Origin of the sequence: Kluyvera chengduensis (genome assembly GCF_044197065.1) — a bacterium.
In the GTDB taxonomy this organism is placed as follows: Bacteria; Pseudomonadota; Gammaproteobacteria; order Enterobacterales; family Enterobacteriaceae; genus Kluyvera; species Kluyvera ascorbata_C.
This window is the reverse complement of record NZ_JBIQOI010000003.1, coordinates 31,951-57,177: the sequence shown is the minus strand read 5'-3', so window position 1 is coordinate 57,177 and position 25,227 is coordinate 31,951. Positions and strand designations below refer to the sequence as shown.

17 protein-coding genes are annotated in these 25,227 nt (G+C 55.7%); 12 read left to right on the top strand and 5 right to left on the bottom strand.

Translation table 11 applies throughout. The annotated features are described in order from the left end of the window. The first annotated feature begins 11 nt into the window (after window positions 1–11). Complete coding sequence (locus ACH1XZ_RS11265; RefSeq protein WP_395595831.1) at window positions 12–107, top strand: type I toxin-antitoxin system toxin Ldr family protein; 96 nt, start codon at window positions 12–14, stop codon at window positions 105–107. Window positions 108–191: 84 nt separating this feature from the next. Here ACH1XZ_RS11265 and bcsG read toward each other — a convergent pair whose 3' ends face one another. Genes bcsG through bcsE form a run of 3 tightly spaced genes read right to left on the bottom strand, consistent with a single transcriptional unit; the run spans window position 192 to window position 3,612 of the window. Then, window positions 192–1,862, bottom strand: a complete 1,671-nt coding sequence (gene bcsG / locus ACH1XZ_RS11260) for a cellulose biosynthesis protein BcsG (protein ID WP_395595633.1) — start codon at window positions 1,860–1,862, stop codon at window positions 192–194. Continuing rightward, window positions 1,859–2,056, bottom strand: a complete 198-nt coding sequence (gene bcsF, locus ACH1XZ_RS11255; protein ID WP_395595632.1) for a cellulose biosynthesis protein BcsF — start codon at window positions 2,054–2,056, stop codon at window positions 1,859–1,861. Before bcsF ends, bcsG begins: the two co-directional genes overlap by 4 nt. Beyond that, window positions 2,053–3,612, bottom strand: a complete 1,560-nt coding sequence (gene bcsE, locus ACH1XZ_RS11250; protein ID WP_395595631.1) for a cellulose biosynthesis protein BcsE — start codon at window positions 3,610–3,612, stop codon at window positions 2,053–2,055. Before bcsE ends, bcsF begins: the two co-directional genes overlap by 4 nt. Before the next feature lie 300 nt (window positions 3,613–3,912). Between bcsE and bcsR the strand changes: the two genes are divergently transcribed. From bcsR to ACH1XZ_RS11205, 9 genes are all read left to right on the top strand, one after another. Then, window positions 3,913–4,113, top strand: a complete 201-nt coding sequence (bcsR, locus tag ACH1XZ_RS11245) for a cellulose biosynthesis protein BcsR (RefSeq protein ID WP_395595630.1) — start codon at window positions 3,913–3,915, stop codon at window positions 4,111–4,113. Between the two features lie 10 nt (window positions 4,114–4,123). Beyond that, window positions 4,124–4,876: a cellulose biosynthesis protein BcsQ gene (gene bcsQ / locus ACH1XZ_RS11240; protein WP_395595629.1), complete on the top strand. Its 753-nt coding sequence runs from the start codon at window positions 4,124–4,126 to the stop codon at window positions 4,874–4,876. Next, window positions 4,873–7,491, top strand: coding sequence for a UDP-forming cellulose synthase catalytic subunit (gene bcsA / locus ACH1XZ_RS11235; protein WP_395595628.1), 2,619 nt, complete (start codon window positions 4,873–4,875; stop codon window positions 7,489–7,491). Before bcsQ ends, bcsA begins: the two co-directional genes overlap by 4 nt. A gap of 13 nt (window positions 7,492–7,504) precedes the next feature. Beyond that, the gene (gene bcsB, locus ACH1XZ_RS11230) at window positions 7,505–9,820 is read left to right on the top strand and encodes a cellulose biosynthesis cyclic di-GMP-binding regulatory protein BcsB (protein ID WP_395595627.1); all 2,316 of its coding nucleotides are present in this window, start codon (window positions 7,505–7,507) and stop codon (window positions 9,818–9,820) included. A 6-nt stretch (window positions 9,821–9,826) separates the two neighbouring features. Next, window positions 9,827–10,924 carry a cellulose synthase complex periplasmic endoglucanase BcsZ gene (bcsZ, locus tag ACH1XZ_RS11225; protein WP_395595626.1) on the top strand — a complete coding sequence of 366 codons (1,098 nt, stop codon included), beginning with the start codon at window positions 9,827–9,829 and terminating at the stop codon, window positions 10,922–10,924. Next, on the top strand, window positions 10,906–14,214 hold the full coding sequence (gene bcsC, locus ACH1XZ_RS11220; protein ID WP_395595625.1) for a cellulose synthase complex outer membrane protein BcsC: 3,309 nt from the start codon (window positions 10,906–10,908) through the stop codon (window positions 14,212–14,214). Before bcsZ ends, bcsC begins: the two co-directional genes overlap by 19 nt. A 148-nt stretch (window positions 14,215–14,362) precedes the next feature. Further along, complete coding sequence (gene hmsP / locus ACH1XZ_RS11215) at window positions 14,363–16,378, top strand: biofilm formation regulator HmsP (protein WP_395595624.1); 2,016 nt, start codon at window positions 14,363–14,365, stop codon at window positions 16,376–16,378. Window positions 16,379–16,523: 145 nt separating this feature from the next. Further along, window positions 16,524–17,810, top strand: a complete 1,287-nt coding sequence (locus ACH1XZ_RS11210) for a dicarboxylate/amino acid:cation symporter (protein WP_395595623.1) — start codon at window positions 16,524–16,526, stop codon at window positions 17,808–17,810. Between the two features lie 262 nt (window positions 17,811–18,072). Continuing rightward, window positions 18,073–19,563: a M16 family metallopeptidase gene (locus ACH1XZ_RS11205; RefSeq protein ID WP_395595622.1), complete on the top strand. Its 1,491-nt coding sequence runs from the start codon at window positions 18,073–18,075 to the stop codon at window positions 19,561–19,563. Window positions 19,564–19,719: 156 nt separating this feature from the next. On the opposite strand, the gene kdgK is transcribed toward ACH1XZ_RS11205, so the two are convergent. Continuing rightward, a complete protein-coding gene (gene kdgK / locus ACH1XZ_RS11200; protein WP_395595621.1) occupies window positions 19,720–20,649 on the bottom strand; it encodes a 2-dehydro-3-deoxygluconokinase in 930 nt (309 codons plus the stop codon). A 227-nt stretch (window positions 20,650–20,876) separates the two neighbouring features. On the opposite strand from kdgK, the gene pdeH reads away from it, so the two are divergent. Then, window positions 20,877–21,647: a cyclic-guanylate-specific phosphodiesterase gene (pdeH, locus tag ACH1XZ_RS11195; RefSeq protein ID WP_395595620.1), complete on the top strand. Its 771-nt coding sequence runs from the start codon at window positions 20,877–20,879 to the stop codon at window positions 21,645–21,647. Window positions 21,648–21,712: 65 nt separating this feature from the next. Next, window positions 21,713–23,755 (top strand): AsmA family protein, encoded by a 2,043-nt coding sequence (locus ACH1XZ_RS11190; protein ID WP_395595619.1) that lies wholly within the window; start codon window positions 21,713–21,715, stop codon window positions 23,753–23,755. Window positions 23,756–23,831: 76 nt separating this feature from the next. Here the strand turns inward: ACH1XZ_RS11190 and ACH1XZ_RS11185 are convergent, their stop codons facing one another. Continuing rightward, complete coding sequence (locus ACH1XZ_RS11185; RefSeq protein ID WP_395595618.1) at window positions 23,832–25,148, bottom strand: MFS transporter; 1,317 nt, start codon at window positions 25,146–25,148, stop codon at window positions 23,832–23,834. Between the last annotated feature and the right edge of the window lie 79 nt (window positions 25,149–25,227).

Below are 25,227 nucleotides of genomic sequence, written 5' to 3'. Positions count from 1 at the left end.
GCAGATACCCAATACTGTCCTTCCAGTTCTGGCACGATCTGGCAGCTCCGATTGCGGTGGGAATTATCACCCGCGCGATTCTGAACTGGTGGCGTAACCGGAAATAACGTCAGCTGACGGGCGTCTGTCCGCCGCAGTGGCAGCATGCGCCGAACCGGGCCGCAGGGATAAAACCCTGCGGCCTTTTTCGTTTACTGCGGGTATGGCACCCAGGAACCGCCGTTCAGACGAACGTATGGTTTACCCTGATACTGAACGACGACGGCGTTAGAGTTCTCTGACACCGCGGCGGTCTGCGGCAGGTTGCCGGTAAAGGCCGACCAGTCGACGCTATCTTCGGTGAAGATTTTGCCGTCTACCGCACGGGCAACCAGTTCGGAAACTGCCAGGTAGCTGCTTGGTTGATTAATATCGATAGAGGCGCCCTGATGGGGTGCTTTCATCCCGAAGAATTTAATCGCCGCCGGTACGTGGGTAATCGACGGGCTTGGGATGTCGCGCAGGCCAGAAACCTGCATTTTATCGCCCTGCAGCGCCGCGCCGTGTTCCGGCACCACGACGACCATCACTCTACGACCAGACTTCTCCAGTTCGGTAAAGAAGGCGTCCAGTTCATCAAACAATTTTTGCGCGCGGGTCTTATAGTCCGCGGTTTTGCTCTGTCCTGGGTAATGGTTACCGTCGTGCAGTGGGAGAATATTGTAGAAGGTCGCGGAGCGCCCACCAGCCGGCATATCCGGTGATTGCAGCCAGCGGTCGAGTACCGCCAGATCGTCATACACCGGTGAACCATCGAAGGAGAGCAGGTTGACCGGCAGTTTGCTCTGGTCCATCAGTGGACTCTGCATACCGCCATTTTCACGCACCTCTTTGAGGAAATCACCGAACACGCCGTTGTGGTCCAGCATCAGGTGCTGCGTGAAGCCCAGTTTAGACAGGTTATCAAACAGATAGCATTGGTTACCCGCAGGCTGATATAGGTTGGTGTGTGACGGTTGGCCGCAGCTAGCGCGCAGCAGGCGAATCGCTGCCGGGCCGCTGTATGAGGTCGCGGAGTTGAAGTTGCTAAAGCGAATATCAAAGTGTGACCACAGCGGATGCTGCATCAGACCTGCGGCTTCTACATCGGAATTAGCCAAAGAGCAGATGTTGATAACCAGCAGGTCAAACGGCTGAGCATCTTCCGGTAGCTGTGCCGGGAAGGTGGTAGTCCGTTTGTTTTCAGAGGCATAAAAGCTGTTCAGCCAGGCGTTCAGGTTATCTGACGTTGGCGCAGCGGTCTGCGCGGGCATGTCACCGTTTGCTGCTGCGCTACCTGCCGCCGCGGCAGGTGCCGTGGTGGTAGCGGCGGTCGCATTCGTCGCTTGCCCCGTAGACCACAGGTTAAAGGAAGGGAGCAGCGGGCTGATGTTAACCCATACCATTGCGGCGACGACAAAAACGGTAATACGGATCCACTGATTTAAGAACAACCAGGCCACCACGAGCACAAAGAAGGCGCCGACCATCTGCCAGTTAATAAAGCGGGTGACGAGATCCCAGATGTAGTCAGCGCTAAAGCCTGCAATCTGCGACCCCTGGCTCATAATGCTTTCCGGGCCTGGCAGCCAGGTATCGTGCCAGAACAGCGCAAAGCCGAGTGGGATGGCTATCCAGTTACGCCAGCGGTGCAGCCGGCTGTTTGGCAGCGGGAAGATCAGGAACGCCATGAACACCAGGTTCATCATCGGATGAAAATTAAGGTATCCCGCCCACAGCAGGCCAAATTTGACCAGGAAATAGAGGTTCCAGCCAGACAGGCCCCGCCAATAGTGCCAAAGCGGTGAAGGGGTAGCGGCGTCTTTTTTCGTCGATTTAGTCATTTTTTGATTTTGCCCTGACGGCCAGACAGATCCCGGCGCAATACGCCGACGGGTTTAACATAGCGAGGTTTTAGAAACATCAAGCGGAACGTGTTCTCAATACGACGCTGATAATGACGCGCCAGATAACCCAGCGGGAAAAAGATCAGCGCGCAGAGGATCACGAGTTGAATAATATCGCTTATCGACATCATGATGATGTTCCTTTGGCATCCGTAGACAGGCGGCACGGCTCGGGATAGCGGCGCCAGCTGTTATCTTCGTAGGTCGCATTAATCACGTTTTTTGGCTTCGGCGAGATCCGCAGCGGCGGCGTCCAGAGCTCCTGCTTCACGTCGCGCATATCAACCAGTTCTGCGGCAATCTGCTTATCTTCGAACCAAATCATGCGGTTAGAGAATATATCCCCGGTTGGCAGCGGGAAAATATGGTTCAGGGCTTTGTCGAGGTCGTTGACGCGACAGAAGGAGAGGAACAGCACCAGGCGGCGATCGGCAATGGTCACGATATCACCCATACGGTGCGGACGGCATAGCGTCAACGCCTGCTCAACACGCAATCCCGGTGTGGGCCTTAGCGCCACCATCACGCCTTTACTGTCCGCAGGCAGCAGCGTGTTGTTGATGACTTTTTGCACCGCGTCGCAGAATACGTCCCACTTCTGGTAGCCTTTGAGCTTCAGCGGCTCAGTGTTGGCCAGCAGCGTCGTTAAATCTTCCGGTACGTGACGACTGAACTGCTGCGACTGAACACTTTCAATTAAGGTCAAGCTACGTGAGAGGGGCGCGCTGGCGGAGATAACGATGTTAGCCCCGCAGCTTAACAGCAGGCGTTCATCGGTGGCGCGCAGGCTAGGAGTAGTCTCTCGGACAACAATTTTTAATGCGCTGCCGCGCTGTCGACGCAGCGTATGAATATATCGGGCAAGCTGCTCTATCTGACTATTCTGGTTAAGCGAAAATATGACGGTTGCAGCCTGAGCGGTACGTGCAGCATTAAAAACGGCATCGTTGGTGTCGAATAAAGTCCAGTGCTCAGAAAGCGCTGGAGCACCTTCAAGAATAACAATGTTGCTGAGTACTTCTTTTTCGTCGCTACGTGGCTGGACGTTTGCAACCTCTTCTTGCGCTAAATGCCAGCCGTTGTCGTTCTGTTTAATTAAGAGCTGCTGGCGGGCGCTAACGCCTTTTTCATTAGACCAGTAAGATATATCAAATAGTTGGCTATCGCCCTGGTAACGTAAACTTGCCAGGCCAGAAAGGGCGCGATATTCGCCGAGTAAAACGGAAGTCTGGGCATCGGCATTGTTACCGGGGCTGAGTACCAGAAGCGTGCAGCCATAGTATTTCGCCCATTTTTGAGACTTGTTTACCCAATCGTGGATTTTATCCGCAGGAATATTTTCCCAGGCATTGTGGGCACATAGCAGAATGACGAAATAACCGTTGGGTTCTAGCGTGCGCAGCAGGTCGCGGCGCATAAAGTATAAACTATCTGCGCTACCCGGCATGGTAAACAGTGATATTTTTTCAGGGCCGGAAATTCCCTTTAATTCTATAAGGTTATTGGGGTTTTGGCCCATGCACACCACCGCCACTTTCGCCGTATCTTGCTGCACGGAGAGCGTCTGGTTGAGCAGGCTTACGGCATCTTCATGACGGTCAGTATTAATCCACCACACGCCGCCCGCAGGCATATGGCTCACTTCATCCCAAAGTGACTGGATACCAATAGAAAATATGGGGTTCATCGCGTCCCTCTTATCGACGATAATCCTGCGTCTAAGTTTACTAGTGTAAGCGCTAGAATAAACCTAATATTGAAATTAAATAGCATCAGATTTAGCATGTATACTCTTCATTATTAGAGTTATCGTCAGGTGATAAGAGAATCAACCCCCTGAAATCTGCATAACTATGTAGTTGATATGAGTAAATGCGAGATCATTCACCTACAATCTGAAGTATGACGAGTATAAACGAATTTCATGGAAAGGTTGCCCTTCGCGTGATGGGGTGCATTCGTACTTTGAATTCAGAGGGAGAAAAAAATGTCAGATAATGAACCGGTGACATCAGTTGATTCTCAACTTGGCTACACTTTCCAGAATGATTTTCTCGCACTAAGTCGAGCTTTCTCTCTACCCAATATAGATTACACTGATATTTCCCAGCGTGAAAAATTAGCCGCAGCGTTTAAGCGCTGGCCTTTGCTGGCAGAGTTTGCAGAACAAAAAGCCGAACAAAAATAAGGAAGCCATAATGGCTATTCTGGGATTACAGGGCGTACGTGGCGGCGTAGGTACAACGTCGATCACGGCGGCATTAGCGTGGTCATTACAGCTGCTCGGGGAGTCGGTGTTGGTCATCGATGCGTGCCCTGACAATATGCTGCGTCTGTCATTCAACGATGAGATTGGACGTCAAAGCGGCTGGGTGCGGGCGACACTGGACGGCCAGGACTGGCGCGACGCCGGTTTGCGTTACACCTCTCTGATTGATGTTCTGCCATTTGGTCAGCTTCAGCCGGGCGAGCTGGAACATACCGGAGCGCTGGGCGACACCCTATCGGTGATAGCGTCTCTGGTTCAGACCCTGGAGCGTGAAGGCCACTACCAGTGGATTCTGCTGGATCTTCCCCACGGTTTTTATCCCTGGACCGCACCGCTTGTCGAGGCCTGCCACTTTACGCTTACGATTCTTAAACCGGATGCGAACTGCCATATTCGCCTGCATCAACAACCTCAGCCTGCGAATACCCATCTTTTGATCAATGGGCTACGAATGAGTAGTCCGTTGCAGGAAGATCTTTACCAGGTCTGGCTGCAAACCCAGCGACGTCTTCTACCGGTGGTCATCCACCTCGATGAAGCGATGGCTGAAAGTCTGGCCAGCAAGCAACCACTGGGCGAATACCGCCATGATTCCCTCGCCGCCGAAGAGATGATCACCCTCGCGAACTGGTGTCTGATGCACTACGCAGGTCAGCATCCGGTATCGGAGCGCGAAGCATGATTCGCCTCGGTAGCTGGATTTTCGTTCCACCGGTGTATGCGCGATTACGCGCACGTTATCTTGGCTATCGACAGGCGGGGTCATCCTGGCTTTCCGCAACGTTGACCTGCCTGTGGGTGGGGTTGGCGTGGCTCTTTCTGCCGTTGGAGAACCCTCGCTGGCAGGCGCTAAGTGCCCGCCAGGATGAACTGTTCCCGCACATTAATTTTTCCCGACCGCGTCCGCTTGACCCGCTGCGCTTTGCGCTGCAGGCGGTCTGGCTCATCGCCACAAAACCGGCAGAACAGCGCAGCGCCCGCACCTGGCGGCCGTTGGCCGGCATTGACTGGATACGCGAGCGTTACAATCGCTGGGCAGACGAACTGCCAAGCCGCATGAACGCGCAAACCGGCCATCTCGATGCGAAAAAAGAGCTCGCGCACATCAACCCGCACCTCCGCCGCCTGATTCTCGGCGTGGTGGTCACGCTTTCGCTCATTCTGGCGCTGGTCTGTATTACTCAACCGTTTAACCCGCTCTCACAGTTTGTGTTCTTGATGCTGCTCTGGGGCGTGGCGCTGCTGGTGCGGCGCATTCCTGGGCGCTTCTCGGCGCTGATGCTTATCGTGCTCTCGCTGACGGTCTCCTGCCGCTACATCTGGTGGCGCTACACCTCAACGCTCAACTGGAATGACCCGGTCAGCCTGGTGTGTGGTCTGATCCTGCTGTTTGCCGAAACCTACGCCTGGATTGTCCTGGTGCTGGGCTACTTCCAGGTCGTCTGGCCGCTGAATCGACATCCGGTGCCGCTGCCGAAGGACATGAGCGAATGGCCTTCGGTCGATATCTTCGTACCGACCTATAACGAAGACCTGAATGTTGTCAAAAACACCGTTTACGCTTCGCTCGGCATCGACTGGCCAAAAGATAAGATAGAAATCTGGATCCTCGATGATGGCGGCCGCGAAGAGTTTAAGCAGTTTGCCAAAGACGTGGGTGTTCACTACGTGGCGCGTACTACGCATGAACATGCAAAAGCGGGGAACATCAACAACGCGCTGAAGTATGCCAAAGGCGAGTTCGTGTCGATCTTCGACTGCGACCACGTGCCGACGCGCTCGTTCCTGCAGATGACCATGGGCTGGTTCCTGAAGGACAAGAAGCTGGCGATGATGCAGACGCCGCACCATTTCTTCTCGCCTGACCCGTTCGAACGTAACCTGGGCCGTTTTCGTAAAACGCCGAACGAAGGCACGTTGTTCTACGGGCTGGTGCAGGACGGTAACGACATGTGGGATGCGACCTTCTTCTGCGGCTCTTGCGCCGTGATCCGTCGTAAACCGCTGGATGAAATTGGCGGTATCGCCGTGGAAACCGTGACCGAAGATGCGCATACCTCGCTGCGTTTGCACCGTCGTGGCTACACCTCTGCTTACATGCGTTTGCCGCAGGCGGCGGGGCTGGCGACGGAGAGTCTGTCGGCACACATTGGCCAGCGTATCCGCTGGGCGCGCGGCATGGTGCAAATATTCCGTATGGATAACCCGTTGTTTGGTAAAGGACTGAAGCTACCGCAGCGGCTGTGTTACCTCAACGCCATGTTCCACTTCTTGTCGGGCGTGCCGCGGCTTATCTTCCTTACTGCACCGCTGGCCTTCCTGCTGCTGCATGCCTACATCATCTATGCCCCGGCGCTGATGATTGCGCTGTTCGTGCTGCCGCACATGATTCACGCCAGCCTGACCAACTCGAAAATTCAGGGTAAATACCGCCACTCCTTCTGGAGTGAAATCTATGAAACGGTGCTCGCCTGGTACATCGCGCCGCCGACGATGGTGGCGCTGTTTAACCCGCACAAAGGCAAATTCAACGTCACCGCGAAAGGCGGGCTGGTAGAAGAAGAGTACGTCGACTGGGTTATCTCGCGCCCGTATATCTTCCTCGTACTGCTGAACCTGGTGGGCGTGGCGTTTGGTATCTGGCGCTATATGTACGGCCCGGCGGACGAAACGCTGACCGTCTGGATAAGCCTGGTGTGGGTGTTCTATAACCTGATTATCCTCGGCGGCGCGGTGGCGGTGTCGGTGGAAAGTAAACAGGTGCGTCGTTCGCACCGCGTTGAAATCAAAATGCCGGGGGCGATTTCCCGTGAAGACGGGCACCTCTTCTCTTGTACGGTGCATGACTTCTCTGACGGCGGCGTGGGTATTCGTATCAACGGTGACGCTCAGGTGTTGGAAGAGCAGAAGGTCAACCTGCTGCTCAAACGCGGCCAACAGGAGTATGTCTTCCCAACGCAGGTGGTGCGCGTGCTGGGCAGCGAAGTGGGTCTCAAGCTGCTGCCGATGAGCACCCGTCAGCATATCGATTTTGTACAGTGTACGTTTGCGCGTGCGGATACGTGGGCGCTCTGGCAGGACAGCTTCCCGGAAGATAAACCACTGGAAAGCCTGATGGATATTCTGAAGCTGGGATTCCGTGGTTATCGCCACCTGGCCGAATTTGCGCCACCGGTGGCGAAAGAGATTTTCCGGTCGCTCACCTCGCTGGTGGCGTGGGTGGCTTCGTTCATTCCGCGCCGTCCAGAACGTGAGGCGGTAATCGAGCATCCGCTATCGGCTATGGCTCAACAATAATGATGATGAACCAATGAAAAGAAAACTTTCCTGGATTTGTGCAGTGGCGGTGGGCATGGGCAGTTTACTGCCGCTCACGACGCATTCAGAACCGACAACAGAGGTGGCGGTAACGCCGGCTGTTCAGGACAACGCAGCGGCGCCTGCTCCTGCCGATGCGGCAACCACGTCGCCAGTGGTGGTGGAAGACGCGCCATCTCGCAACGTAAAGCTTTCTTTTGCCCAGATTGCGCCGCCGCCGGGTAGCATGGTCCTGCGTGGAGCGAATCCTGACGGTGGCATTGAGTTCGGCATGCGCAGCGACGAAGTGGTGTCGAAGGCGCTGCTGAATCTGACCTACACGCCGTCTCCATCATTACTGCCGACCGTCTCTCAGCTGAAGGTTTATCTTAACGATGAGCTGATGGGCGTGCTACCGGTTACCAAAGAGCAGTTGGGTAAAAAGGTGTCGACGCAGATCCCAATCGATCCGCTCTATATCACCGATTTTAACCGCGTGCGCCTGGAGTTTATTGGCCACTACCGCGACGTCTGTGAAAACCCGGCGAACACCACCGTCTGGCTGGATGTGGCGCGCAACAGCTCGCTGGATTTAACCTACCAGTCGCTGAAAGTGCGTAACGACCTGTCGCATTTCCCGGTGCCGTTCTTTGACGCTCGCGATAACCGCGCGCTGAATCTGCCGATGGTCTTTGCTGGTTCTCCGGATCTGCCACAGCAGCAGGCGGCCGGTATTGTTGCTTCATGGTTTGGCGCGAAGGCCGGCTGGCGCGGTCAGACCTTCCCGGTAATGTTTAACACCCTGCCGGAAAGTAACGCGATCGTTTTTGCTACTAACGATCATCGCCCAGACTTCCTGCGCGATCATCCGGCGGTGAAAGCACCGACGATCGAAATGATCGACCATCCGAATAACCCGTACATGAAGCTGCTGGTGGTCTTTGGTCGTGACGATAACGACCTGCTGAAAGCCGCTCAGGGCATTGCGGCCGGTAATATTCTGTTCCGTGGTGACAGCGTGACGGTGGATGAAGTTAAACCGCTGCTGGCTCGCGCGCCGTACGACGCGCCAAACTGGGTGCGTACCGACCGTCCGGTTACCTTCGGTGAGCTGAAAACCTACGAGCAACAGCTACAGTCCACCGGGCTGGAGCCGGCCTCTATCAACCTGTCGCTGAACCTGCCGCCGGATCTCTATCTGCTTCGCAGCACCGGTATCGACATGGATCTGAAATACCGTTACACCATGCCGTCGGTGAAAGACAGCTCGCGGATGGATATCAGTCTGAATAACCAGTTCCTGCAGTCGTTTAGCCTGAACAGCACGCAGGATGTGAATAAGCTGATGATGCGTCTGCCGGTGCTGCAAGGTCTACTGGACGGTAAGAATGACGTCAGCATCCCGGCACTGCGTCTGGGTGCGATGAACCAGTTGCGCTTCGACTTCCAGTATATGAACCCGATGCCTGGTGGCTCGGTGGATAACTGTGTGACCTTCCAGCCGGTACAGAACCATGTGGTGATTGGCGACGATTCCACTATCGACTTCTCGCACTACTATCACTTCCTGCCGATGCCGGACCTGCGTACGTTCGCCAATGCAGGCTTCCCGTTCACCCGAATGGCCGACCTCTCTGACACCGTTATTGTTATGCCGAAGCAGCCGTCTGAAGCACAGGTGAGCACGCTGCTGAATACCGTGGGCGTGATTGGCGGCCAGACCGGTCTGGCTGGGTCGAACATGACCATCGTCGATGACGGTAGCAAGATTCAGGACAAAGACGCCGATCTACTGTTGATTGGCTCTATCCCGCAACAGCTCAAGAACGACAAGCAAATTGACCTGCTGGTGGATGCGACCCAGAGCTGGGTGAAAACGCCGATGCGCCATAACGATCTGCCGAGTATCTATCTGGATACCGACGATCGTCAGGCTAGCGTCCAGGCCGGGATCACCTCTTCTGGCCCGATGGCTGCCGTGGTTGGCTTTGAATCACCGTATTTTAAACAGCGTAGCGTCGTGGCGCTGCTTGCCGATAGCGCCAGCGGATATGACCTGCTGAACAACGCGCTGAACGATAGCGGTAAACGTGCGGCGATGTTTGGCTCGGTGTCGGTGATCCGTGAGTCCGGTGTGAACAGCCTGCGTGTAGGCGACATTTACTATGTTGGTCACCTGCCGTGGTTCGAGCGCGTGTGGTTCGCACTCTCTAACCACCCGGTGTTACTGGCTATCTTTGCGGCGATTAGCATCGTGCTGCTGGCCTGGGTACTGTGGCGTCTGCTGCGTATCATCAGCCGTCGTCGTCTGAACCCAGAAGACGAGTAAGCCGCGATGAAAATGCTTCGCTGGATAGTTCTGCTATGCGCCCTCGGCGGTCAGGTACAGGCCGCCTGTCACTGGCCTGCCTGGGAGCAGTTCAAGCAAGATTTCGTGAGCGCGGAAGGCCGCGTTATCGATCCCAGCGATGCCCGTAAAATAACCACCTCGGAAGGGCAAAGCTATGCGCTGTTCTTTGCCCTTGCCGCGAACGACCAGCAAACTTTCGCCACGCTGCTGGGCTGGACGCAAAACAACCTCGCGCAGGGCTCGCTGCGCGAGCACCTTCCGGCGTGGCTGTGGGGCAAAAAGAGCGATGACGAGTGGACGGTGCTGGACAGCAACTCGGCCTCTGATTCCGATATCTGGATTGCCTGGACGCTGCTGGAAGCCGGTCGGCTGTGGAAAAACGAAGATTACACGGCAACGGGTAAAGCGCTGCTGGCGAAGATTGCTGATGGCGAAGTGGTGAAAGTCCCGGGTTTGGGGCTGATGCTGCTGCCCGGCCGAGTTGGCTTTGCCGAAGAAACGCGCTGGCGCTTCAATCCAAGCTATTTCCCACCGCAGGTGGCGCAGTATTTCAGCCGCTTTGGCGCGCCGTGGACGACGCTTCGCGATACCAACCTGAAAATGCTGTTGGATACCGCCCCGAAAGGCTTTTCGCCGGACTGGGTGAGTTATGACAAAAAAAATGGCTGGCTGCTGAAAGAGGCAAGTCTGGTCGGCAGCTACGATGCTATTCGTGTCTATTTATGGGTGGGCATGATGCACGATGCCGACCCGCAAAAAGCGCGTCTGCTTAAACGCTTTAACGCGATGGCGGCACAGACCGTGAAGCAGGGCGTTCCCCCCGAAAAAGTGGCGACGGCTACCGGGGCGGTGACCGGCGATGGTCCGGTCGGTTTTTCAGCTTCGCTGATTCCATTCCTACAAAATCGCGACGCGCAGGCCGTTTTGCGCCAGCGCGTGGCTGACCATTTTCCCGGCGCGGATGCTTATTATAATTTTGTTCTGACCCTCTTTGGTCAGGGCTGGGATCAACACCGTTTTCGCTTTAGCGCCCGCGGCGAATTACTACCTGACTGGGGCCAGGAATGCGCAAGTTCACATTAAGTTTAATCACCCTCTCTCTGGGGCTGACGCTGGTACAGCCGGGCTATGCAGACACCTCGGCAGAAGAACAGCTGCTCAACCAGGTGCGCCTTGGAGAAGCCAGCAAACGGGATGATTTGGTACAGCAATCGCTGTATCGGCTGGAGCTGATTAATCCCAACAATCCACAGGTGCTTGCAGCGCGTCTGCGTTACCTGCTGCGCCAGGGCGATACCGCTGGCGCGCAAAAGCAGCTGCAAAAACTGGCGCAGGTGGCACCAAATTCAACGGAATACAACACCGCCCGCGTGGAGATTGGCCTGAACACTGATGCCGGTCGTCAGGCGCTTCAGCAGGCACGTTTGCTGGCGACAACCGGGCATGTTCCAGAAGCGCTGGCTGACTATGAAAAAGCCTTTAACGGTGCGCCGCCGGACGGTGACTATGCGGTAGAGTACTGGACTACGGTCGCCAAAATTCCGGCGCGACGCGATGAAGCGCTTAAACACCTGCAAACGCTGAACAAACAGAACCCCGGTAACGTTGGCCTGCAAATGACGCTCGCCAATATGCTGCTTGCCGCTAACCAGCGTGATGACGCGTTTAACGTGCTGGAACAAATGGCAAAATCGTCAAGCGGGCGCGGACCGGCGAGTGACCTGTGGTTTAAGTCTATCAAAGACCAGGCCGTCAGCCCGTCCAGTGTACAGGCCCTGCAGCGCTATCTGATGATTTTCAGCAGCGGTGAATCGGCGGACAGCGCCCGGGCGATGCTGGCCGAACAGCAAAAACAGATGGCGGACCCGGTTCTGCGCGCTAAAGCGGTAGAACAGGAAAAAGTGGCGCAGGCCGCAGACAACACGCCGCAGACCTGGCAGCTCTACTGGCCGCTGATTCGCAAAGGCGACGCGGCGCTCAAGGCCAACAATCTGGCTCAGGCTGAAGGTTTCTACCAGCAGGCACGTAAGCTTGATGCAACGGACAGTTATGCAGTGCTGGGGCTGGGCGATGTGGCGATGGCGCGTAAAGATAGCGCCTCGGCAGAACGTTTCTATCAGCAGGCGCTGCGTCTCGACCGTGGCAACAGCAGCGCGGTGCGCGGGCTGGCGAACATCTACCGCGCCGAGTCGCCGGAAAAAGCCACTGCCTTTATCAACGGTCTTTCTGCGAGCCAGCGTCGTAGCATTGACGATATCGAGCGCAGCCTGACCAATGATCGTCTCTCTCAGCAGGCTGAAGCGCTGGAGAATAAGGGCAATTGGGCGCAAGCGGCTGAAATTCAACGCCGTCGACTGGCGCTCTCGCCGGATGACGTGTGGATAACTTATCGCCTTTCCCGTGACCTGGTGAGCGCCGGGCAGCGTGGTGAAGCCGACAATTTGATGCTTAATCTGGCGCGTAAAAAGCCAGCCGATGCCGATCAGGTCTACGCCAACGGGCTTTATCTTTCTGGCAATGGCCAGGACCAGGCCGCACTGGCGCATCTGGCGGCGCTGCCGCAGGCGCAGTGGAGCGATAACATTCGTGAGCTTGACCAGCGTCTGCGCAGCGACCAGTTGATTGCTCAGGCCAACCGTCTACGCGATGGCGGCCAGGAAGCGCAGGCGATTGCGCTGTTAAAACAACAGCCTGAATCCGCTCGTATTCACTCAACGCTCGCCGACTGGGCGCAGCAGCGGGGCGATAATGCCGCTGCGCTTACGGAATATAACGCCGTGCTGGCGAAAGACCCGCATAACGAAGATGCGCATCTGGGCATGGCGGAAGTCTATGCTGGCGAGGGCAATACGCTGGCCGCACGCCAGCAGTTGGCACAACTGCCTGCCGAGGGCGAACGTTCACTCAATACTCAGCGCCGTATCGCGCTGGTTAGCGCAAAACTAGGTGATACCGCCGCGGCTCAGCAAATGATGACCGCCCTGATCCCGCAGGCAAAATCGCAGCCACCGTCAATGGATACCGCGATGGTGCTGCGTGATGCCGCCCGTTATCAGGCGCAGGATGGCAACCCGAAACAGGCGCTGGAAACCTACAAAGATGCGATGGTGGCCGCGCAGGTTACGCCAACGCGGCCGGTGGATAACGACACCTTTACCCGTCTGACGCGTAACGACGAGAAAGACGACTGGCTCAAGCGCGGCGTGCGCAGCGATGCGGCGGATTTATACCGTCAGCAGGACCTGAACGTCACCTTGCAGCATGACTTCTGGGGTTCAAGCGGTACGGGCGGTTACTCCGACCTGAAAGCGCATACCACCATGTTCCAGGTCGATGCACCGCTGGCCGATGGCCGGATGTTCTTCCGCTCGGATCTGGTGAATATGGACGTCAGTAACTTCGAGACCGACAGTAAGAACCAGTACAACAACCAGTGGGGGACCTGTAACTTATCCGCCTGTCATGGTTCAACGCACCAGAGCGACAGCGGCGCCAGCGTGGCGATTGGCTGGAAAAATGACACCTGGAATGCGGACATTGGTACCACCCCGATGGGCTTTAACGTGGTGGACGTTGTCGGTGGCCTGAGCTACAGCAGCGACGTCGGCCCGCTGGGTTACACGGTTAACGCGCATCGTCGCCCGATCTCTAGCTCGCTGCTGGCATTTGGTGGGCAAAAGGATAACGACAATGGCGCGCATCCTGGCACCACTTGGGGCGGCGTGCGGGCGAACGGCGGCGGCATCAGCCTGAGCTACGATAAAGGTGAAGCTAACGGCGTGTGGGCGTCGCTGGGCGGCGACCAATTGACCGGTAAAAATGTCGCCGACAACTGGCGCGTACGCTGGATGACCGGTTATTACTATAAGGTTATTAACGAGAATAACCGCCGGGTGACCGTTGGCCTGAACAATATGATTTGGCACTATCAGAAGGATCTTAGCGGCTACACCCTGGGTCAGGGGGGCTACTACAGCCCGCAGGAGTATCTGTCATTTGCCATCCCGGTTAACTGGCGTCAGCGTACGGAAAACTGGTCGTGGGAGTTGGGCGGCTCTGTTTCCTGGTCGCATTCACGCTCCAGTACGGAACAGCGTTACCCACTGATGAACCTGATTCCGCAGGTCTGGCAGGATGACGCCAGCGACGATAAAAATCATGCGAGCAGCAGTACGGGTGTGGGCTACACCGCGAGAGCCATCATCGAACGGCGCGTGACCTCCAACTGGTTCGTGGGCGCAGGTGTCGATATCCAGCAGGCGAAGGATTACACCCCGAGCCACGCGCTGCTTTATGTGCGTTACTCTGCCGCCGGCTGGCAGGGCGACCTCGATATGCCACCGCAGCCGCTCACGCCTTACGCAGACTGGTAATCCTGCCGTTCCGAATATAGGTATTCGTCTTATATAACCCGGTACTACACCGGGTTATAATTATTGCGGCGGAGTCTATTTTGACTTTGCCGCCAGCCTCGTTATTCTCGATGCCTGAGCAATACGTTCGTATCAGTGGAGAGCTCTTTTGCGCGTTAGCCGTTCCCTTACAATAAAACAAATGGCCATGGTGGCGGTTGTTACCATGTTGTTTTTGTTCGTCTTTTGCTTCATCTTATTGTTCCACTTTGTCCAGCAGGATCGCTATAACACCGCGACGCAATTAGAGAGTATCGCCCGCTCGGTACGCCAGCCGCTGTCAGCGGCCATCCTTAAAGCCGATATTCCCGAGGCAGAGTCCATTCTCGGACGCATTCAACCCTCGGGCATCGTGAGCCGTGCCGACGTGGTACTGCCAAACCAGTTTCAGGCGCTGCGGATGAGCTTTATTCCAGAGCGCCCGGTTCCGGTTAACATCACGCGCATTTTTGAACTTCCGGTACAGATTTCACTGCCGCTGTATTCGCTGGAGCGTCCGGCAAACCCGCAGCCGCTGGCCTATCTGGTGCTCCAGGCCGACCCTTATCGTATGTACAAGTTCGTGATGAGCGCGCTGGCAACGATAGTGACCGCTTACTTTTTGCTCGTTTTGATGCTGACCGTGGCGCTGACCTGGTGTATCAATCGGCTGATTGTCAGGCCGCTGCGCAGCATTGCCTATGAGATTCACGACCTGCCGGGGGCCGATCGCATTGGCCATCAGCTCTCGCTACCGCGTCTTCATCACGACGATGAAATCGGTACGCTGGTGCGAAGCTACAACCGTAACCAGCAGGCGCTGCTGCGCCAGTATGACGAACTGAGCGGTCAGTCGACCCGTTTCCCGGTGTCAGACCTGCCGAATAAGGCTTTCCTGTTAGGGCTGTTGGAGCAGAGCCTGGTGCGTAAAACGCCGGTGGCATTGCTGACCATTGCCTGTGAAACCTTGCAGGACACCGCGGGCGTACTGAAAGAAGAGCAGCGAGAAATGCTGCTGCTGACGCTGGCTGAGAAGATTAAACAGGTGATTTCGCCGCGCATGGTGCTGGCGCAGGTGAGCGGCTACGACTTTGTGATTCTGGCCTACGACGTCAAAGAGCCGTGGCATGCGATCACATTAGGTCAGCAAGTACTCACTATCATTAATGAACGTTTGCCGTTGCAGGGTATTCAGCTACGCCCGAGCGCCAGCGTGGGTATTGCGATGTACAACGACGGGTTAACGGCAGAACAGTTCTATCGTCGCTCGCTCTCAGCGGCTTTCACTGCCCGCCGTAAAGGGAAAAACCAGATTGAGTTTTTCGACCCGGAGCAGATGGTAAAAGCGCAGAAGCGCCTGACTGAAGAGAGCGATATTCTGACCGCGCTCGATAATCAGCAGTTCTCTATCTGGCTGCAGCCGCAGGTGGCGACCACCACGGGCAAGGTGTGCAGCGCGGAAGTCCTGCTGCGTCAGCGCCAGCCGGACGGAAGCTGGGCGCTGCCCAACGATCTTATCGATAGCATTGAGTCCTGTGGTCTGATGGTGACGGTCGGGCACTGGGTGCTTGAAGAATCCTGCCGCCAGCTTGCCGTCTGGCAGTCGCACGGCATTATGTTGCCGATTTCAGTCAACATTTCTGCGCTACAGCTTCTGCATCACGATATGGTTTCTGACATGCTGGCGCTGCTCAACCGATACCGCATCGCGCCGGGTACGTTGATTCTGGAAGTGACGGAAAGCCGACGTATCGACGACCCGAAAGCCGCGGTGGCGATTTTACGTCCGCTGCGTAACGCTGGGGTCAGAATTGCGTTGGATGATTTCGGCATGGGCTACGCAGGCCTGCGTCAGCTACAGCATATGAAATCGGTCCCCGTGGACATTCTCAAAATTGACAAAATCTTTATCGACAGTCTGCCGGAAGATACCAGCATGGTGGCGGCTATCATTCAGCTTGGGCGGAGCCTTAACCTGAAAATGGTTGCGGAAGGTGTTGAAAGTAAAGAACAATATGCGTGGCTGCGTGCGGCGGATGTCGATATCCTGCAGGGCTTTTTGTTTGCGCGCGCCGTACCAATCGACGTTTTTGAACAAGATTATCTGGGTAAGGACAATTCACTGCTTCCGGGAGATCAGAGTTAGCGATTGTGCGTGTCAGCTCAAATTTTTAACAATTAAGTATCAAATTAACGTACAAATATTTCGATTATGTTTCTTGGATGTTATTTTGTGCCAACAGGTAAAAATAATCCCTACATTTCCTGTGGCTATAGCTTAAGGACATCCTATGAAAACCTCTTTCTTCAAAAGCCTCTATTTCCAGGTGCTGACGGCGATAGTGATCGGTGTGTTGCTCGGTCACTATTACCCGGAATTGGGCGCGCAAATGAAACCGCTTGGCGATGCCTTCGTTAAACTGATTAAAATGGTGATTGCGCCGGTTATCTTTTGTACGGTAGTCACCGGTATTGCGGGCATGGAAAGCATGAAAGCGGTAGGGCGCACTGGCGCCGTGGCGCTGCTCTACTTTGAAGTGGTCAGCACCATCGCGCTGATTATTGGCCTGGTCATCGTTAACGTGGTTCAGCCTGGCGCGGGCATGAACGTTGACCCGGCTACGCTTGATGCCAAGGCGGTGGCGATGTACGCCGAGCAGGCCAAAGACCAGGGCATCATTGCCTTCCTGATGGATATTATTCCTTCCAGCGTTATCGGTGCCTTTGCCAGCGGCAACATTCTGCAGGTGCTGCTGTTTGCGGTGATGTTTGGCTTCGCGCTGCACCGCCTGGGCAGCAAAGGCCAGCTTATCTTCAACGTCATTGAAAGCTTCTCGCAGGTTATCTTCGGTATCATCAACATGATCATGCGCCTGGCACCGATTGGTGCGTTCGGGGCGATGGCCTTCACCATTGGTAAATATGGCGTCGGCACCCTGGTGCAGCTTGGTCAGCTGATTATCTGCTTCTATATCACCTGTATTCTGTTCGTGGTGGTGGTGCTGGGCTCGATTGCCCGCGCGACCGGCTTCAGCATTTTCAAATTCATCCGCTATATCCGCGAAGAGCTGCTGATTGTGCTGGGAACCTCCTCTTCCGAGTCGGCGCTGCCGCGTATGCTCGATAAGATGGAAAAACTGGGATGTCGGAAGTCGGTGGTGGGGTTGGTTATCCCGACCGGTTACTCGTTTAACCTCGACGGCACCTCGATTTACCTGACGATGGCGGCGGTATTTATCGCCCAGGCCACCAACAGCCACATGGATATTTTCCATCAGGTGACGCTGCTGGTGGTGCTGTTGCTCTCCTCGAAAGGGGCCGCGGGGGTAACCGGTAGTGGGTTTATCGTGCTGGCGGCAACCATCTCTGCGGTCGGTCATCTGCCGGTTGCTGGTCTGGCGCTGATTCTGGGGATTGACCGCTTTATGTCAGAAGCGCGTGCATTAACCAACCTGATTGGTAACGGCGTGGCGACCATTGTGGTGGCAAAACGAGTGAAACAGCTGGACGCTCAACAGTTGGACGACGTGCTCAATAACCGTCCGACTGCTAAAAAACCGCACGAATTATCCTCTTAATCTCCTCACTTAAGCCCGTACTCCCTTGCTGGAGTGCGGGCTCCTGCGCATAATTAGGCGGCGTCATTATTTGGCTGCTTATAGCCTGTATTTTATTTTACTTAGCCATGTGACGTTTTTGCGATTGTGTGGTCTAACTGACGTATTTGCTTCATTATTTTAGGTAATCGCCCGCGGCGGTTGTCTTTTATACCCTAAAGATCCGCGCTCAAGCAGCTCGGACTCTGGCGGGGATAACCAGGAACGTTCATCAGGGGTTCACATGCAGGGCACAACAATTCGACTTTTAGCCGGTGGTTTGCTGATGATGGCAGCAGCCAGCTATGTGCAGGCAGAAGCGCTCCAGCCGGACCCGGCCTGGCAACAGGGTACGTTGTCTAATGGCTTTCAGTGGCAGGTCCTTGCCACTCCGCAGCGCCCGAGTGACCGTGTAGAAGTCCGGCTCTCGATTGATATTGGTTCATTAGATGAAAGCGCCCAGCAAACGGGCTATAGCCACCTTATTCCTCGTATCGCGCTAACCCAAAGCGGCGGCTTGCAGACGATGCAGGCACGCTCGATGTGGCAGCAGAGCATCGATCCAAAACGCCCGCTGCCGCCCGCGATCGTCTCATATGATTACACCCGATTTAACCTGAGCCTGCCAAACAACCGCAGCGACCTGCAAAAAGAGGCGTTGAACTGGCTGGCTACCTCGATTGGCAAATTGAGCATCACGCCGGACACCGTCAACTACGCGCTGGGCGTGCAGGATATGGTGGCAACCTGGCCGCAGGATACCAAAGAGGGCTGGTGGCGCTATCGCCTGAAGGGTTCTACCATGCTGGGTCACGACCCGGCAGAGCCGCTGAAGCTGCCGGTAGATGCGAAGCATGTGGCCGAGTTCTATCAAAAATGGTACACCCCGGATGCCATGACGCTGATTGTCGTTGGCAACGTGGATAGCCGTTCTACCATTGAACAGATCAGCAAGATTTTCGGTGAGCTGAAGGGCAAACGTGAAACACCTGCCGCGGTGCCAACGCTGTCGCCGCTGCACCCGGAAGCGGTGAGCATCATGACCAATGCGGTGCGCCAGGATCGTCTCTCCATTATGTGGGATACCCCGTGGCAGCCGATTCGTGAGTCCGCCGCGCTGCAGCGCTACTGGCGTGCCGACCTGGCGCGTGAAGCGCTGTTCTGGCATATCCAGCAGAAGCTGAGTCGTACTAACGTGAAGGATATTGGCCTGGGCTTTGACTGTCGCGTGCTGTATCTGCGCGCCCAGTGCGGCATTAACCTGGAATCTCCGGGCGAGAAGCTGGAGAGCAACCTGGGGCTGGTAGCCCGCGAGCTGGCAACCATTCGTGAGAAAGGTCTGCCGGAAGATGAGTTTGATTCGCTGATTGCGCAGAAGAAGCTGGAGCTGCAAAAACTGTTCGCCACCTACGCGCGGATGGATACCGACATGCTGATTAGCCAGCGTATGCGTTCATTGCAAAACCAGGTGGTGGATATTGCGCCGGAGCAGTACCAGAAGCTGCGTCAGAGCTTCCTCGAATCGCTGACCCCGGACATGCTTAACCAGGATCTGCGCCAGCAGCTGTCTCAGGATATGGCGCTAATTCTTCAGCAGCCGACCGGTGAGCCGGAGTACAACATGAAAGATCTGCAAGAGGTGTGGGGCAAGATTATGCTGACACCGACGGCGGAAGCGGCGACGGCGACGGAAGATAGCCATCAGGATGTGACGGATATTCCGCCAGCGCAGTAGCGGGTTCCCCTCACTCTAACCCTCTCCCCATAGGGGAGAGGGAACTGTCCGGTTTTCTCCCTCGCCCCTATGGGGAGAGGGCCGGGGTGAGGGGTAACCCAAAGACGAAAAAAAACCTCTCCCAACCGGAAGAGGTTTTTTTATACCCGCGAAACCTTATGCAGGCATCGCATCGCGTGGAATAATCGCCCCGCGGTGCTGAATTACGGTGCTCGCCGTCTGGTGACCACGCTTCGCTGCTGCCGCCGCATCGCCGCCGGTCAGGCGAACGGAAAGATAGCCTGCGCTGAAGGAATCGCCTGCCGCGGTGGTATCCACCACTTTCTCTTTTGGCAGCTTAACCGCCGGTACGTCAACCAGCGCTTCGCCGGTAATCGCTACCAGGCAAGAATCTGCGCCGCGTTTCACGACCACTTCGCTGACGCCAGCGGCCTGAGTACGAGCGATAACTTCTTCAACCGGCTTTTCGCCCCACAGCGCGTCTTCATCGTCCAGGGTCAGGAAGGCAATATCGGTGCACTGCAACATTTGTTGGTAGACCTGCTGAGTCTCTTCTTTACTGACCCACAGGCGTGGACGGTAGTTATTGTCGAAGATGACCTTACCGCCGTTAGCGCGGCACTGTTTCAGCAGCGCAATCAGCTTCTCACGGCTTGCCGGGCTGAGAATCGCCAGGCTGATACCGCTCAGGTAGAGGTAGTCAAAGCCCGCCAACTGTTCGCAGATGGCGGCAGACTGCTCGCTCTCCAGCCAGAACTTCGCCGCGGCTTCGTTACGCCAGTAGTAGAACGTACGCTCGCCGGTGTCATCGGTTTCGATGTAGTACAGGCCAGGCATACGGTCGCTCATGCGCTGAATCAGGTCGGTTTTGACGTTCTCTGCCTGCCAGGCATCCATCATCTGCTGGCTGAAGGTGTCGGTGCCGAGCGCGGTGACGTAATTGACGCTGAGTTCAGCAGGAGAAACCTGGCGAGCAATATAGACGGATGTGTTTAAGGTGTCGCCGCCAAAGCCGCGGTTAACTTGTGCGCCCTTCTCGGACAGCTCAATCATGCATTCGCCAATCACGGCAATTTTTTTGGACATAATCATCAACCTGATTCGGTAAATTTTTCGTAGTGTGCGCTGTGGCTAATCGTTGGTCAACTATATTAAAACAACGTTCCATTATTTTTTTTGAGCTAGCGCGTGTTACGACTGATTTCTTCATTTTAGCGGAAATAAAATGGCTAAAACTGAACATAAAGTTCTCACTTACCCCGCCGATAACTTTATCACTAGACCCTCTGACCCTCTCTTCACAGGAAGCTTAAATGACGTTAAAGCAGGTGAACCAGCGGGCGAGAGTACCTGATGCGGAGCTGGAAAGCCTAAAGCAGCTGCGATACTGGCAAGAGTGTGAGCGTGTCTATACCTACCAGCCTATCTACACTATTCAGGGCCGCTTGATGGCGATTGAAGTGTTAACGATAGTGACCCATCCCTCTCAACCACAAAAGCGTATTGCTCCGGATCGTTACTTCGCTGCGGTTTCTATTGGTCAGCGCATTCATGTCATCAAAGAACAGGTGACGATGCTGGCAAAAAGAAAGCCTTTCTTTGAGCAGAATAAGGTGCTGGCATCGGTGAACGTTGATGCGCTGACGCTGCTGGAAATGCGCCAGGACCGTATCCTGAAAACGATGATTGAAACGCTTCCCTGGCTGCGCTTCGAACTGGTGGAGCACATGGCCCTGCCGCAAGATTCTACGGTGGCCTCGCTGTGTGAGTTTGGCCCGCTATGGCTGGATGATTTCGGCACCGGCATGGCCAACTTCTCGGCGCTGAACGAAGTACGCTACGACTACATCAAAGTCGCCCGCGACCTGTTCATTATGCTGCGCAAAACCCCTGAAGGCCGCAAACTGTTTATCCTGCTGATTGAGCTGATGAACCGCTATTGTAAAGGGGTCATTGTGGAGGGCGTCGAAACGCTGGAGGAGTGGCGCGAAATCCAAAACTCACCTGCCGCCGCCGCGCAGGGCTATTTTCTTTCCCGACCGGTGCCGATGGATACCCTCGAAAATGTGTTAACGATATTGTGAACTGCCCGCATCCCTATGCCTGGACTATAGTTTTATAGGCAAGGTCATCAGGAAAGGGGATAACAATGTCAAAAACAGCCAGGGCGATATCCTGGACAGCAGGGATTATTGTGCTGTTGATTGTAGCCATCGCCATCTTTATTGCTACATTCGACTGGAACCGTCTTAAGCCAACCATCAACCAAAAGGTCTCAGCCGAGCTGAACCGACCGTTCGCGATACGCGGCGATTTGGGCGTGGTATGGGAGCGTCAAAAAGAGGAGACCGGCTGGCGGAGTTGGGTACCCTGGCCGCACGTTCATGCCGACGATATTATTCTCGGCAACCCGCCGGATATTCCTGAAGTGACGATGGTCCACCTACCGCGCGTTGAGGCCACGCTGGCGCCGCTGGTGCTGCTCACGAAAACGGTCTATCTGCCGTGGATCAAGCTTCAGCAGCCCGATGCGCGCCTTATCCGCCTGTCGGAGAAAACGAATAACTGGACCTTTAACCTCGCCAGCAGCGACGAGAAAGAGGCCAATGCGCAGCCCTCCTCATGGTCTTTCCGCCTCGACAATATTCTCTTCGATCGTGGTCGAATTGCGATTGATGACAAGATCAGCAAGGCTGATGTCGAGATCCTGGTCGATCCGCTGGGTAAGCCGTTGCCGTTAAGCGAAGTCACCGGTAGCAAAGCCAAAGGGGATAACGCCAAAGCTGGCGATTATGTTTTCGGCCTGACGGCGAAGGGGCGATACAACGGCCAGCCGCTAACCGGAACCGGTAAAATTGGCGGCATGCTGGCTCTGCGCAGCGGGGGTACGCCGTTCCCGGTACAGGCGGATTTCCGCTCCGGGAATACGCGGGTCGCTTTCACCGGGACGGTTAACGATCCCATGAAAATGGGCGGCGTCGATTTGCGGTTGAAGTTTGCCGGTGATTCTCTGGGGGCGCTGTACGCGCTGACCGGCGTATTGTTGCCGGACACCCCGCCGTTTGAAACCGATGGGCATCTGGTGGCGAAAATCGATGCGCAGAAATCCTCGGTCTTTGATTATCGCGATTTCAATGGCCGCATTGGCGACAGCGATATTCACGGATCGCTAACCTATACCACGGGCAAACCGCGACCTAAGCTGGAAGGCGATGTCGAGTCGCGCCAGCTACGCTTCGCTGACCTGGGGCCGCTTATTGGTGTCGATTCGGGTAAAGGCACGAAATCGAAAGAGGTGAAAAAGGACATTCAGCCTGCGGGTAAAGTATTGCCTTATGACCGCTTTGAAACCGATAAATGGGGCGTGATGGATGCCGATGTGCGGTTTAAGGGCGGAAAAATCGAGCACGGCAGTACGCTGCCAATCAGCAATCTCTCCACCCATATCATCCTCAAAAATGCCGACCTGCGTCTGCAACCGCTGAAATTTGGCCTGGCGGGAGGGACTATCTCGTCAAACATTCACCTGGAAGGCGATAAAAAACCGATGCAGGGACGAGCGGATATTCAGGCGCGCAGGCTGAAACTCAAAGCGCTGATGCCCAACGTTGAGCTGATGCAAAAGACCCTCGGCGAAATGAACGGTGACGCGGATATTCGCGGGGTGGGCAACTCGGTGGCGGCGCTGCTGGGTACCAGCAACGGTAATCTTAAGCTGCTGATGAATGACGGGCTGGTCAGCCGTAATTTGATGGAGATCCTTGGGCTTAACGTCGGTAATTTTATCGTTGGGCAAATCTTCGGCGATGATGAGGTGCGGGTGAACTGCGCGGCCGCAAATCTGGATTTGGTTAACGGCGTGGCGCGGCCGCAAATTTTCGCCTTCGACACGGAGAACGCGGTGATCAACGTGACCGGTACCGCCAGCATGGCTTCTGAGCAGCTTGATTTGACCATCGACCCGGAGAGTAAGGGGCTGCGTGTTATTACCCTGCGTTCGCCGCTTTACGTAAAGGGGTCGTTCAAAAACCCGCAGGCGGGGGTTAAAGTCGGGCCGCTGATTGCGCGTGGTGCGGTGGCGGCCGCTCTCGCGACGCTGGTAACGCCCGCTGCGGCGCTGCTAGCGTTGATTTCGCCTTCAGAAGGCGATGCTAATCAGTGCCGGAACATCTTGTCCCAGATGAAGAAATAATGAGGGGTTAGCGGGAGGGAACGGTAGGCCGGATAGCGGTGTAAATACCTTATCCGGCCTACTTGTCATTATGCTTTTATAACGAGTGATGTTTGGTTTCGTGGGTCAGCAGCAACGCAATCAGCGTCAGTGCTGCCATGGCTGCCAGATAGACACCCACGTAGAACAACCCATAGCTACTCTGCAACCACGCCGCGATATACGGTGCAACGGACGCGCCCAGAATTGATGACACGTTGTAGGAGAACGACGCGCCGGTATAACGCACTTCCGTCGGGAACAGTTCCGGCAGCAGTGCGCCCATTGGGCCAAAGGTCAGACCCATCAGGCTCAAGCCAACCAGCAGATACAGCATGATCAGCGCCGGATTACCGGAACCCAGCAGCGGTTGGAAGAAGAACAGCGCGAAGATAATAATCAGGCTGGTGATCACAATCATGCTTGGGCGACGACCGAAACGGTCCGCCAGCAGGCCAGCAATCGGCACCATCACGCCAAACCCAATCACCGCCAGCATTAACATCCACAGCACTTCGTTACGCGGCAGCCCCAGGCCATTCGGCGCGGCTGCGGTGCTGTAGGTCATCGAGTAGACGGTCATGATGTAGAACAGCGTATAGGTCGCCAGCATGATGAAGGTGCCGAGCACCGTCACGCGGACGTGTTTGCTCAGCAGGGTGCCCATGGGCACTTTCACCTGTTTCTTCGCGGCAGCGACTTTGGCGAATACCGGCGTTTCGTGCAACGAGACGCGCACGTACAGGCCGATGATGACCAGCACCGCAGAGAAGATAAACGGTACGCGCCAGCCCCAGGTCATGAACTGCTCGTCGGTCAGCAGCCAGGAGAGCAGCAGGAAGGTGCCGTTCGCAAAGAAGAAGCCAATCGGTGCGCCCAGCTGTGGGAAAGAGCCGTACAGCGCACGTTTGCGCGGCGGGGCGTTTTCCGTCGCCAGCAGCGCTGCGCCGCCCCATTCACCGCCCAGACCCAGACCCTGACCAAAGCGCGCCAGCGCCAGCAGGACCGGTGCCATAATGCCGATGGAGGCATAGCTTGGCAGCAGGCCGATAACCACGGTGGAGATCCCCATGGTCAGCAGCGAAGCGACCAGCGTGACCTTGCGCCCGACGCGATCACCGAAGTGGCCGAAGAGCGCGGAACCGATAGGACGAGCGACGAAGGCGATAGCGAACGTTGCCAGCGATTGCAGCGTGGCCGCTGTCGGATCGCCCTGTGGGAAGAAGATGTGCGGGAACACGATGACCGCGGCGGTAGCGTAAATATAGAAGTCGAAGAACTCAATGGCGGTGCCAATGAGTGAGGCCACGACGACTTTGTTACGCGAGTTAACCGGAGCGGAAGCTTGTTCGGTATCGAGTGTTGTGCTGGTCATAGTCTTTTCTAATATGTATAGCGAACGAAAGGCCATATTAGACATAGCAAAAGCGACATTTCAATCTGTAACAGGATTG